Annotated in this window: 12 protein-coding genes and 1 riboswitch; of the genes, 5 read left to right on the top strand and 7 right to left on the bottom strand. The window is 50.9% G+C overall.

Annotated features, from left to right (window positions below; genetic code table 11):
• Positions 1-10: 10 nt before the first annotated feature.
• Both LJ046_RS02685 and LJ046_RS02690 read right to left on the bottom strand, forming a co-directional pair.
• A complete protein-coding gene (locus LJ046_RS02685; protein WP_002877753.1) occupies positions 11-565 on the bottom strand; it encodes a LemA family protein in 555 nt (184 codons plus the stop codon).
• A 157-nt stretch (positions 566-722) separates the two neighbouring features.
• Positions 723-1,880 (bottom strand): SLC13 family permease, encoded by a 1,158-nt coding sequence (locus tag LJ046_RS02690; protein ID WP_002877754.1) that lies wholly within the window; start codon positions 1,878-1,880, stop codon positions 723-725.
• Positions 1,881-2,472: 592 nt separating this feature from the next.
• Between LJ046_RS02690 and LJ046_RS10575 the strand changes: the two genes are divergently transcribed.
• The 3 genes from LJ046_RS10575 to LJ046_RS02700 all read left to right on the top strand — a co-directional run bounded on the left by LJ046_RS10575 (position 2,473) and on the right by LJ046_RS02700 (position 4,989).
• A complete protein-coding gene (locus tag LJ046_RS10575; protein ID WP_003616231.1) occupies positions 2,473-2,607 on the top strand; it encodes a hypothetical protein in 135 nt (44 codons plus the stop codon).
• A gap of 121 nt (positions 2,608-2,728) precedes the next feature.
• The gene (locus LJ046_RS02695) at positions 2,729-3,640 is read left to right on the top strand and encodes an HNH endonuclease (protein WP_002877755.1); all 912 of its coding nucleotides are present in this window, start codon (positions 2,729-2,731) and stop codon (positions 3,638-3,640) included.
• Between the two features lie 221 nt (positions 3,641-3,861).
• A complete protein-coding gene (locus tag LJ046_RS02700; protein WP_002877756.1) occupies positions 3,862-4,989 on the top strand; it encodes a C40 family peptidase in 1,128 nt (375 codons plus the stop codon).
• A 289-nt stretch (positions 4,990-5,278) separates the two neighbouring features.
• Here the strand turns inward: LJ046_RS02700 and LJ046_RS02705 are convergent, their stop codons facing one another.
• The 3 genes from LJ046_RS02705 to LJ046_RS02715 all read right to left on the bottom strand — a co-directional run bounded on the left by LJ046_RS02705 (position 5,279) and on the right by LJ046_RS02715 (position 8,652).
• Positions 5,279-6,040 carry an amino acid ABC transporter ATP-binding protein gene (locus tag LJ046_RS02705; RefSeq protein WP_002877762.1) on the bottom strand — a complete coding sequence of 254 codons (762 nt, stop codon included), beginning with the start codon at positions 6,038-6,040 and terminating at the stop codon, positions 5,279-5,281.
• Between the two features lie 3 nt (positions 6,041-6,043).
• Positions 6,044-7,627, bottom strand: a complete 1,584-nt coding sequence (locus tag LJ046_RS02710) for an ABC transporter substrate-binding protein/permease (RefSeq protein ID WP_002877764.1) — start codon at positions 7,625-7,627, stop codon at positions 6,044-6,046.
• 129 nt (positions 7,628-7,756) lie between these two features.
• Positions 7,757-7,932: riboswitch (Lysine riboswitch) on the bottom strand.
• 93 nt (positions 7,933-8,025) lie between these two features.
• Entirely contained in the window at positions 8,026-8,652 is a 627-nt protein-coding gene (locus LJ046_RS02715) for a DNA-3-methyladenine glycosylase (protein ID WP_002877767.1), read from the bottom strand.
• 82 nt (positions 8,653-8,734) lie between these two features.
• Between LJ046_RS02715 and LJ046_RS02720 the strand changes: the two genes are divergently transcribed.
• Positions 8,735-9,106, top strand: coding sequence for a DUF488 domain-containing protein (locus tag LJ046_RS02720; RefSeq protein ID WP_002877770.1), 372 nt, complete (start codon positions 8,735-8,737; stop codon positions 9,104-9,106).
• Here the strand turns inward: LJ046_RS02720 and LJ046_RS02725 are convergent.
• Positions 9,093-9,791 (bottom strand): NAD-dependent protein deacylase, encoded by a 699-nt coding sequence (locus LJ046_RS02725; protein ID WP_002877771.1) that lies wholly within the window; start codon positions 9,789-9,791, stop codon positions 9,093-9,095. The genes LJ046_RS02720 and LJ046_RS02725 overlap by 14 nt on opposite strands.
• A gap of 110 nt (positions 9,792-9,901) precedes the next feature.
• Here LJ046_RS02725 and LJ046_RS02730 point away from each other — a divergent pair, with 110 nt between their 5' ends.
• Positions 9,902-10,381, top strand: a complete 480-nt coding sequence (locus tag LJ046_RS02730; RefSeq protein WP_002877776.1) for a hypothetical protein — start codon at positions 9,902-9,904, stop codon at positions 10,379-10,381.
• Between the two features lie 51 nt (positions 10,382-10,432).
• Here LJ046_RS02730 and cls read toward each other — a convergent pair whose 3' ends face one another.
• The gene (gene cls / locus LJ046_RS02735) at positions 10,433-11,896 is read right to left on the bottom strand and encodes a cardiolipin synthase (RefSeq protein ID WP_002877778.1); all 1,464 of its coding nucleotides are present in this window, start codon (positions 11,894-11,896) and stop codon (positions 10,433-10,435) included.

Consider the following 11,896-nt stretch of genomic DNA (forward strand, 5'->3'; position numbering starts at 1 on the left):
CCCTTAGCCTTTAAAAGGATACCTTTGGTACCTTGGTTTCTTCTTCAGGGATTTCCAGGTAGTCAACCTTAGTGAAGTGGTGGATTTTAGCCACGATGTTGGATGGGAAGACCAGGAGCATCTTGTTGTAGACAGCCGCGCTGGAGTTGAAGAGCTGCCGTGAGTAGGCAATCTTGTTTTCCGTGTTGGTCAGTTCTTCCTGCAGGTTGGCGAAGTTAGTGTTGGCCTTCAGGTCTGGGTAGCTTTCAGACAGGGCGAAGATGGTCTTCAAGCTGTCAGTGATTTGGTTGGACAGCCGCATGGCCCCTTCATGGTCGTCAGCTGGCAACTGGGTCAGCTGGTTTCTGAGTTCAACCACCTTGCTCAGGGTTTCCTTTTCGTGCTTGGCATATCCCTTGACGGTTTCCACCAGGTTAGGGATCAAGTCGTTCCGCCGCTTGAGCTGAACGCTGATCTGACTCCAGGCCTCTTCAGTGTTAACCTTGGCCTTTTGCAGGCCGTTGTAGGCTGAAATGTAAAAAATAACGATTAATACGACTAAAATAGCAATAATCCAGACTGCCATTTTTTGCCTCCCTTTCTAGGCCCCAGAGGGGCGAAATCAACTTTGACCAGATGCTTCCGGCCGTTTTAGTAAATTATATATTAAAAGGCAACTGAGCACTAGTTTTTAAGCAAAAAACGCCTCCAATAAGGAGACGCGCGAGAGATTTAATATCTTACTACAGGTTCAGCTTGACGATGACCCAGCCGATAAGGGACAGGATGATCAAGCCGGCGATCTGGTAGCCCAGCCACTTCGGGAAGAACTTCTTCTTGGCATCCTTGGAAGCGTGGGCGTAGAAGGTCCGCATGACCAGCATGTTGGCCATGGACCCGATTGGTGACCCGAAGCCGCCGATGTTGGAACCAAGGGTCAAGGCTTCAGCGTACTTGGAGAACTTGCCGACCAGGATGGTTGATGGCACGTTGCTCATGACCTGGCTGGACAGGATGGATGTCCAGTAAGTGCTCATTTCAGTGCCGACCAGGCCGTGGATCAGGGCCACGACAAAAGGAATCTGCTGGATGTCGCTGATGAAGAAGAAGAAGAGGGTGAAGGTTAGCAAAAGGGAGTAGTCAATGTGGAGCAGGATCTTCCAGTTGACGATCAAGGCCCAGATGATGGAGGCCAGCATCGGCATCCAGATTGGAACGAACTTGAAGACGCCAACGAAGAAGAAGCAGAAGATGACCGTGGTGATCATCGTCATTGGCCAGCTGACGTTGATTTCAACGACTTCCTGGGTCGGGATGTTCTTCTTCGGGATAAAGAAGAAGATGCAGAGAAAGACGACCATGGCCACGATCAGGTAAGGCAGGGTCCACTTAAAGAAGATAGCGGGCACTAAGTGGTAGTTGGAGACCACGAAGATGTTGTGGGGGTTGCCCCATGGGGTGAAGGCCGCCCCGATGTTGGCCCCCATCCCGATCAAAGTGGCCGGCAGGATTTCCGGCAGCTTGTACTTCTTGGCGATGTTCAAGTACAGGGGGATCATGGTCAAGCAGGTAATGTCGTTACCCAGGAACATGCCCGAGAAGACGGACAAGAGAGTAAAGAGGAGGATCAGCTTCCGGGTGGAGTCAGCGATCGCCGCCAGTTTATAGGCAATGATGTCCAGAACGTGCAGGTAGCTGTAGACCTGGATCAAGACCAGCATGGTCGTGACAGACTCGATCGTGTGCCAGTTCATATCGGCGCTGAGCGGCCGGGCAAAGAAAAGACTGATGATGGTGATCACGATGGTGATCTGCAGAATTCGGTCGCTAAAAATTTTCTTTAAGGTGGTCAAAAAGGTGGTCAAAAAATTATTTGAACTTTTGCTTTTGGCGGCTTCCATATAAAATCCTCTACTCAGCTAGAATGGTATTTACAAAATTTACGTAAAGTTAACGAAAAGCGAAAATGAACTTTACTTTCGTGTAGTTCCATTGTCAACCATTTTTCCCTAAATCTCAATAGTACAAAATTAACGAACGAATGTTATTGAAAAGATATTGGCGAAACGCGGCAGGTCAAAAATCTGACTTTTTTAGCTTGCTGAAAAAATAGTAAAGACTTTAGAAAGCGGTTTATATGGCTAAAATAAGGGATTTATTCCGGAAGACAAAAAACGGACTTTGCTATCTTTTTTAAGTGATTAAAACGTGTCGACTTTTTACACGGCCACAAAAAAGTCAAAAGCCTGCTTTTGATTTCCAAAATAATGTAAGCGTTACCGGAAGTGAAAAACAGAAGTGACAAATTGGCAAAAATCCTCCTTGGACATTTTGCTAAATCCATTTAACATTTCTGACGGAAGATATTTGCCCTTGCTTTTAGCTAAAAAGGGGCTGGAGGGGCAAAGAAATGCCGAAAAGGCTTGCCTAACATGGGGAAAGAGGAGTATAATGACTACTGATTTTCGAAAATCGATGAAAGGATGAAGAGACATGTCAAGAAATATCCACACGGGTATCAACCCACACCGTCGTCCACGTAACGCTTCTAATGCTAAGGAACGCGTTGCTCATGCCGCTGCTATAATCAGCTTCCTGAACCAAGCAGCTAAGGACGAAAACAAGTAATTTGTTTTTAAACAGACAATAAAGACTCTGGCTTTTGGCCAGGGTCTTTTTTTCGCTTGCTTTTTGCCTTATGATAGGAAAAAGCTAAGAGACGAGTAAGAAAGAAAACAAGGAGGCAAAAATGAAGTTTCAGTGCAGCAGCTGCGGTTTAAGACTGGAATCCCTGCATTTCAAGCTGCCTGGCCTGGTCAATGACCGCTTGGCCAGCCTGTGTGACATCTGCCGGCAGCGGGGGCTGGATCCGGCAGCTTATCCCAATCCTGTGGTCAAGCTGTTCGCGGCCAACCTCCTTTATGCCTTTGTGGGCAAGGACGGGGAAGCAAGCGGGGACTTTTCCCTGCCGGACTTAAAAATCCGCCGGTCCTACGAGGCCCTCATGCAGGACTATGATGGAAATGTCCTGGCCAGGCAGCAGCTGCCCAGAGCAGACTTCAACCAGGCCGTGATAAAGGCTGAGGATGATCCCAGCTTCTTTCTGCCAGGAAAACTCCCTTTCGCGGAAAAACTCCAGGCCTTAGGCCTCAGCGTTGACTTTCAGTTAAACGAGGTTGACTATATAGACCGGGAGCGGATCAGAGCCAAGTACAAGTACCGCTGCCAGTACTGCGGCCGGCGGGGGCGGAGCGTGGACCACAAGGACCCCGTCTCCATCTCGCACGATAACAGCCTGGACAATCTGATTTTGTCCTGCAGCGAGTGTAACCGGATCAAGTCTAATATGCCTTATGACCTTTTCGTCAAGCTCAACGAGGAATTGCAGCCTTTAAACAAAAAGCTGGTCAAGTACGAGAACGCCCTGGGCCCCTTGGAAAAAGAATTCCAAGACCGGCGGAACATGCTGGCCGCCAAGGTTCATTTAAAGGGCGTGGTGAATGACCCGGAACTGGACGCCATCCGCAAGGAAAACAAGCGCCTGCGGGATGCCATCGACAGTTTAGAGAGTGACTATGACGCGGCCCGCCGCTTGCGCGAGGACCACTTCAAGTTGGGCTGGAAGCTCTACCTGGCCCAGCAGGACAAGGAAATCATCTAGCTTTGATAATTTAAAGCTTATGGAGCGAGTATTAAAAGTTAGACCAGGTACAGAAAAAGTCTCCAGAATGTACAGGCTTAAAAAGCTTTAAAAAGCGCTACAGAACAACTTGCAGCGCTTTTTCGTTTTGTAATCAGACTGCTACATTCCTGTAACAATTGAAAGTTATACTATAGATTGTTGTAAAATCAAACCACATGTTAAAGGAGAAAAGACGTTTTATGAAGAAAAAGAACTTGTTGATGACTGCTTTGGCAACTCTGAGTGCATCTGGCGCCCTTTTAACTACTGGGGCCAGCGCTTTGGCTGACAGCTACACTGTTGTTAAGAACGATACTCTGTGGGGCCTGTCAAAGAAGTACGGCGTTTCAGTAAGCGACTTGAAGAAGGCTAACGGCGTTTCCGGCCACTTGATCTACGTGGGCCAGAAGCTGCAAATCCCAACTAAGTCAACCGAGGCAACCAAGACTGCTAAGACTAGCACTTCAACCAGTACCGTTGACACTACTTCAACGACCCACACAGTCGTAAAGGGTGACACTTTGTGGAGTTTGGCTAAGAAGTACGGCGTTTCAGTAAGTGCTTTGATGAAGGCTAACAACTTGTCAAGCAGCACCATCTTGATCGGCCAAAGTTTAAACTTGCGGGCTGGCATGACTACTTACGGGGTAAACGGCGTAACTACTGGCTCAAGCTCAACTGCAGCAAGCACTAACACTGCTTCATCAACCAGCACGACTGCTTCTAGCCAGGCGCCAAAGGCCAAGAAGAGCACTACTACTAACACTAGCAGCAATTCCAACACCAGCACTAGTGCCAACACTCAAAGCCAGTCAACTGCATCTAACAGCAGTGCGTCCACTACGACCAACACTAATACTGCAGCATCAAATGCTAACACTACTTCAAGCACTAACACTGCAGCAAGCAGTAGTCAAGCAGTCAGCCAGGCACCAACTGCTTCAACCTCAACTGCAACTACAACTGCCTCAGCCAGTGCCAGCGCGATTACTTCATACGCGTTGACCTTCCTGGGTGTGCCTTACGTTTGGGGCGGGACCACGCCAAGCGGCTTTGACTGCTCCGGCTTGGTACAATACGTTTACAGCCACTTCGGCATCAACCTGGGCCGGACTACTTACACCCAGCAATACGCCGGCACTAAGATCAGCGTGGCCAGCGCCCAAGCTGGTGACCTCTACTTCTGGGGTTCATACGGCTCAGCCTACCACGTAGCCATCGCCTTGGGCGGCGGCCAATACGTCATGGCTCCAGCCCCAGGCCAAAACGTGATGACTGGCAGCGTGTCATCATACACGCCAAGCTTTGCCGTTCGTGTTTTAGGCTAAAAATTTCCCATCGATATCAAACAGTTTAAGCAGCGTCAGCCAGCCGGCTGGCGCTGTCTTCTTTTGCCTGGCTATAATGGCTCTATAATATTTCGGTTGTCTGGTTTTTGCAGCTGATCATTAATGAGTTAGCTTGTCTGGGCTTGGCCTCGTAACTGACTATGCAGGTTTACGATAGTCAGCAAACATGGACAATTATTTTTGACCTGTTCATGCTTACTAATCGCGGGGTAAACAACTAAATCGCAAACAGAAAAAAAGCAGCCGTGAGGCTGCTTTTTGCGTGTAATTAAATTTGCGGGCCACGGAAGTTGGCTAAGAACTTCTGGGTCTTTTCGCTTTGCGGATGGTTGAAGATTTCATCCGGGCTGCCTTGCTCAGCCACGTAACCGTCGCTCATGAAGAGCACCTGGTCGGAAACTTCCTTGGCGAAGGCCATTTCGTGGGTAACCACGATCATGGTCAAACCAGTCTTGGCCAGCTTCTTCATGGTTTCCAAAACTTCCCCGACCATTTCTGGGTCAAGGGCACTGGTCGGTTCGTCGAAGAGGAGGATTTCCGGGTTCATGGAGATGGCTCTGGCAATCGCTACTCTCTGCTTCTGCCCACCGGACAATTGACGGGGCTTAGCGTCGACGTAGGGATCCATCCCAACGGTCTTCAGGTTCTCCAGGGCAATCTTCTTGGCTTCTGCCTTTGACCGCTTCAGGACCAGTTCCTGGCCGATCATGCAGTTTTGCAAGACGTTCTTGTTTTCAAAAAGCTCAAACTGCTGAAAAACCATGCCGACCTTGGACCGGTAGCGGGGGATGTTGTAGTTTTCATCCAGGATGTTCTGGTCATGGAAAAGAATTTCCCCGTCAGTTGTATCTTCCAGCAAGTTGATGCAGCGGAGCATGGTTGACTTACCGCCACCGGAAGGACCGATGACCGTCATAACCTCGCCCTTGTGGACTTCAAAGGAAATATCCTTCAAAACTTGGTGTTCACCGTAAGCCTTTTGCAGGTGCTGAACGTTTAAAATAATTTCATTATCCTTGTAATCAGCCATTTTTTACTTATCTCCTTCCTGCTTGCCGACATGAACTTGCTTGGCCATCATGTTGTAGTTTTCAGGACCTTCGATGTGCTTTTCAATCAAGTTGAAGATCCGGGTGATCGTAAAGGTCAAGAAGAGGTAGATGACCGAGATGACCAGGTAGGTTTGGAAGAACTGGAAGCTCTGGCTGGCAATCGTTGAACCAACGAAGAACAGTTCTGATACTGAGATGATGCTCAATACGGAAGTGTCCTTGATGTTGACGATAAATTCGTTGGTGATTGACGGCAGGCAGTTCCGGATAGCTTGTGGCAGGATGATGTTCCACATTCTCTGGTTGTGGGTCATCCCCAAAGCACTGGCGGCTTCAAACTGCCCCTTCGGCGTGGAGATGATCCCCCCGCGGATAACTTCGGCCAGGTAGGCCCCGGTGTTGATGGAGACGATGATCAAAGCGGCAACCGTTCTGTTTAGGTTGATGTGCCAGAACTGGGCGATCCCGTAGTAGATAACCGCGGCTTGTACCATCATTGGCGTGCCACGGAAGATTTCAACGTAGACGGACAAGAGCCACTTGCAGAAGGCTAACAGGCCCTTCTTGAACTTGTTCTTTGGTTCTGGAATAGTCCGGACGATGCCGACCAGCAAACCGATGAAGAAACCGGCGATGGTGCCGACCAGGGAGATCAATAGAGTCATCCCGATCCCTTCCAGGATCATCTGCCCGTAGTTCTTCAGCATGGAAACCAGCCAGTTTTCCTTCTTGGTGCTGGTCTGGGGCTGCTGCTGCACGGCTTCCTTCATCAGCTTGTTTCTTTCTGAAGTGGAAATGCCGGCCAAAACCTTGTTAACCTGGCTGAGCAGCTGGTCGTTGCCTTTCTTAACCCCAATGGAAACTTCCGCGTCAGAAGAGGAGACCTTGAAGCCCTTCATCTTAGACAGGTTGACCCCGGTAATGTTGGAGTCCATCATCTGGAAGGAAGTCAGTTCCGTGTCTTCAGCCACGTAGCCGTCGATCGTGCCGGCTTCCAGGGATTCCCGCATGGCGGCAAAGTCCTTGGAGGCTGGTTCCCGCTTGGCCCCTGGCAGCTGCTTGATCAGGTCGTAGTGCAGGGTCCCTTGCTGGGCAGTCAGCTTGGCCCCCTTGAAGTTAGTTAGGTACTTGGCCTTGGCGTACTTGCTCTGCTTGTTGACGATGACCACGAAGTTGGTGGTCCGGTATGGGCTGGTAAAGTTGATGGCCTTCCGTCTTTCCGCCGTCGGGCTCATCCCGGCAATGATCAAGTTGATCTTGCCACTGGTCAGTGCTGGCAAAAGCCCGTCCCACTGGGTCTTTTCCACGATAACCTTCTTGCCCAGCTTCTTAGCGATGATCTTGGCGATCTTGACGTCGTAACCATTGGCGTAAGAGCTGGTCCCGTCGATCTTGACCGCGCCGTTGGCGGACGTGGTCTGGGTCCAGTTGTATGGAGCGTAGTTGGCTTCCATACCAATCTTCAAGGTGCCACTGGCTTGCGCCGGCTGGCTCCAACTGACAGCTAAGACAAGCGTCATGACCGCCGCCATTAAGGCGCTAATCCAGCTGCTGTGCTTCTTCATCTGAATAAACCTCCGATATGTTTTTAGTAGTTATGAAATACAATAAAAAGCGGCAAAAAGCGGCAAAAAAGCCCCATTGCGGTATACAATGAGGCTTACTTTGATTCTGTAAAATTCAGTATGACTACCAAAAATTATAGCGCTCCCTAGAAAACTAGGACAGTCTGCAGAATCTTCTCCTGCAGCCCAACCAACAGCGCGCACGACCCCACTGCTGATTTCGGCGATATCCCTTAATAACAAGGCTCAACACTGTCAGTGAGCTCCCCTTGTGTTTGTGAACGATCGCGACCTCTATTGTATTGGATAATTTTTAACTACATTTAGGCTAAATTACTTTTAAGAAAAAGTCAAGAAAAAATTAGTTTTCTGAATTTTTGTGATTGCCCTTTTCTTATTTACAGCCAGCCGTGATCATCCACCCAGTCCCTTTTCTTCATGCCAGAGACGTAGGGGTTGCCGGCCACATAATAGCGCAGAGGCGCCTGGGCCCAGGCCGGGTCAGCCTGGACGATCCCGATTCTGGGCGAAGCAATGATTTCTTTAGCCGGCTTTTTCTCAGTCAAGTCAATAACGAAAGGGGAGTCCGCCAAAGGGGCCAGGTCCCAGTTTCTTGACTTGATCCCCATGGCCTGCATTAATTTGGCCGGTCCATTGGTCAAAAGGACCCCGTCTTTGCCACCCCGGTTTTTAAGCATTTGGTCTAGGCCCCAGACCGGCTCAATGGCCCGGATTAAGACCCCTTGGGGGTTGCCTTCTTCCTGGCAGGCGATGTCAAAAAAGACGTACTGCCGCTGGGAGTAGATGTAGATGGTCCCGCCGGCCCGCCACAGGCCCTCGTTAGCCTGGCTTCTTCTGCCCCCGTAGGAGTGGGCGGCCCGGTCGTATATGCCCAGGTAGGCTTCGGCCTCAACGATATAGCCGCCAATTTTTTTTCTGCCGGCTTGATAATAAAAGGGGCGGCCGATCAAATCCCGGCATATCTCGCTGGTGGGCCGGCCGGTGAAAAAATTCCTGTAGTCCATTGCTTAATTAATCTTTCTAACTAAAATAGGGAATGTAGTAAAAGCTGTAATAAAAACTGTTTTTAAGAGAAAGCGTGCGCCTATGTCAACGATCAAAACTGTCCGTATCTACGCCAAAGAGCAGCCCGCCGGCTACCGGATCTTAGTCGACCGGCTCTGGCCCCGGGGAATCAAAAAGGAAGCCGCCAATTTAGACGAGTGGAAGAAAGAGCTGGCTCCCAGCCGGGACTTGCGGACCTGGTTTAAGCATGACCCGGCCCGGTACACGGACTTCCGCCAAGATTACCTGGAAGAATTGGCAGACAATCCGGAATGGCCGCCTTTCGTGGAGCATTTGCAAGAGCTTTTGCAAAAAGGGGACGTCCTCTTTTTGTACGGGGCTAAAGATGAAGAACACAACCAGGCCGTAGTTTTAAAGGAGGCAGCTGAGGAAGCCCTAGCTAAACTTCCTTAAAGACCTCCAAGGCGTCACCGGTCAGCTGCTTGATGCCTTGTGCCGGGATCTCAGTCAAGTTGACGGCCCAGATTTTGGCATCTTTTGCCGCGTAGCCTAAGAGACCGGCGAAGGGGTAGACAACTAAGCTGGTGCCGACGATCACGACCAGGTCGCTTTGCCGCATTTCCAGGATGGACTGGTTGACATTGGCCGGGTTGATGCCTTCACCGTAAAGGACGATGCCGGGCCGGATGATCCCGCCGCACTCGTGCTTGTAGCCCTTGGCGTAGTCCTCATAGCTGACCTTTTGCTTGCACTTGGAGCAGTAGATGTCGTAGAGGTTGCCGTGAAATTCGGTCACGTGCTGGTTGCCGGCCTGCCGGTCCAGGGTGTCGATGTTCTGGGTGATGAGGGCCCCTTTTTCATTGCAGATGGCCGCGATCTTTTCGTGGATCAGATTTGGCTTGGCGTCCGGGAAGTACATGTTTTGCATGACGAAGTCATAAAAAAGCTGAGGCCGGTCATAAAGGGTCTCCTCGCTCAAGATGACTTCCGGGGGCTCACTGACCCCGTTGTAGATGCCAGTCTTAGACCGGTAGTCGGGGATGCCGGAGTGGGTTGACACGCCTGCCCCGGTCAAAAAGACAGGGTGCTTGGCCTTTTTTAAGTCTGCTTTAAATTCCGCAAGTTTTGCTTGGTCCATTTTTTACCTCTTTCTTAAAAAACGGCTGATACCTTTTGATTTCATTATAAGCGCTTGGTTTGCTATAATTAAGCTACTAGTTGCAGAAGATATTATATTTGAGGTAATCCATGGACACGTTATTTTACTTGGTCGCCGACACTCTGCTGGCGGCCTATGCCGGCTACAGCTGGTACAGCCAGGCCACGGTGATCCTGCGGGCCCGCTGGCGGATGACGGCGGTGGTCATGCCGATCCTATTGGTCTGGCTGGGGGCCAGCTGGGGCTACCTGGACCTGGGAACTCCCGGCTTCATCGTCTTCACGGCCCTCTTCATTTTGACGGGGATTTTGGAAGCCACGTCGGGCTTTGCTGACAAGCGGGTGGTTTTGAGCGGCTACTTCCGCCGGACTTTGAAATACAGCGAAATCAGCCAGGTGATCCTGACCGCGGCGCCGCCGGAAGTGGGCGACCTGTCGATCGTGGCCCTGGAAACCAGCCGCCACCAGATCTACTACCTCCGCTTCAACAAGCAGGCCAGCGATGTGGCCTCCTTCTTGACGCAGCGCCTGGAACGCGGGGTAAATATTGACGTAAGAAAAATGGGTTAGTCGAGTGACTAATCCATTTTTATCTGCCCTAAATTTCTGTTTTCTTGTTTTTTACAAAATCGGGGACAGGAGGCGGGAGAAGTTCTGCAGGAACCGCAGCCAGCGTGACTGCTTCTTGATCATCTCCGGCGTGAGGAGGGTCGACTGCTCCATGTCCTTTTCAAACTGGTCGGACATCTCCTTGTTAAAGGCCCGGTCGTAGACGAAGACATTATCTTCAAAGTTCAAGTCATAAGACCGGTAGTCCTGGTTGACGCTGCCGACAGTCGCGTACTTGTCGTCGACGATAATGGTCTTGGCGTGCATGAAGCCGTTGTTGTAGGCGTAGACCTTGACCCCGATCTTGACCAGCTGGTTGGCGTACCACTGGGTTGCCCGGTAGATGAAGGGGTGGTCCGGCATGCAGGGGATCATGATCCGCAGGTCAACCCCCGAGCTGGCCAGGATCTGCCAGGCGGCAATCATGGCCTCATCTGGAATCAAGTAAGGAGTCTGGATCCAGACCCGCTTTCTGGCTAGCATCATCAAGCGGACCAGGCCGTTTCGCATGTAAGGCTCGTCGTTGTCGGGGCCGTCAGAAACAACCTGTACGGCCATGTCGCCCTTGGAGATGTCGTTTTCATCCAGGTCAGGAAATAGCTTTTCGTCAAAGCTGATCAGTTCTTCTTCCTTGACGGCGGAAGCGTTCCAGTCCATCACGAATCTTTCCTGCAAAAGCAGGGAGGCTGACCCGACCAGGCGGAGGTGGGTGTCCCGCCAGTAGCCGAATTTTTTCTTCCTGCCCAGGTACTGGTCGCCGACATTGAAGCCTCCGGTCCAGGAGGTAACCCCGTCGATGACCACGATCTTCCGGTGGAGGTGGTAGTTGATCCGGTTCCGGGAAATCATGTTTCTTGAGGTGATGAAGGGCAAAACGTCGCCGCCGGCTTCAGTCAGCTGGTTGAACCAGCTCTTGGAGGCTCCGAATGACCCCCAGGCATCGTAGAGGACCCGGACCTGGACCCCCTCCTTGGCTTTTTGGATCAAAAGCTTGAGGAATTCGTTGCCGATGGCGTCGTTATAGATAGTGTAGTATTCGACGTTGATGCTGGACTTGGCCTGGCGGATATCGGCGAAAAGGTCCCGGAACTTGTCATGCCCGTCGGTGTAAAGCTTAAGCTTGTTGTTTTTGGTAATGGGCGACTCCTGGTCCTTGTCCAGGTACTTGATCAAGATGTGGGCGCTGGGGGAGGTGTCGTTTTGGTCAATTTTAGCCGGGGCCTCGGTGATCATTTTTTGCACGTTGGAGAGGCCGATGTGCTTTTGCCGGTTGATGGCAAAAAGGTTTTCCTGGGAAATCCCCCGGCCGACGAAGACGTAGATGATGAAGCCGACTACGGGCAGGATGATCAAGACGATCAGCCAGGCCCAGGAGGCGGCCACGGACCGCTTTCTGTGGAAGACGGTCCAGAGGGCCAGGATGGCGTTGGCGAAGAAGATGATGTGCCAAATATCGATCCAAGAGATGGCAGTCAC

It is taken from the genome of Lactobacillus delbrueckii subsp. jakobsenii ZN7a-9 = DSM 26046 (assembly GCF_001888925.1).
Classification (GTDB): domain Bacteria; phylum Bacillota; class Bacilli; order Lactobacillales; family Lactobacillaceae; genus Lactobacillus; species Lactobacillus delbrueckii.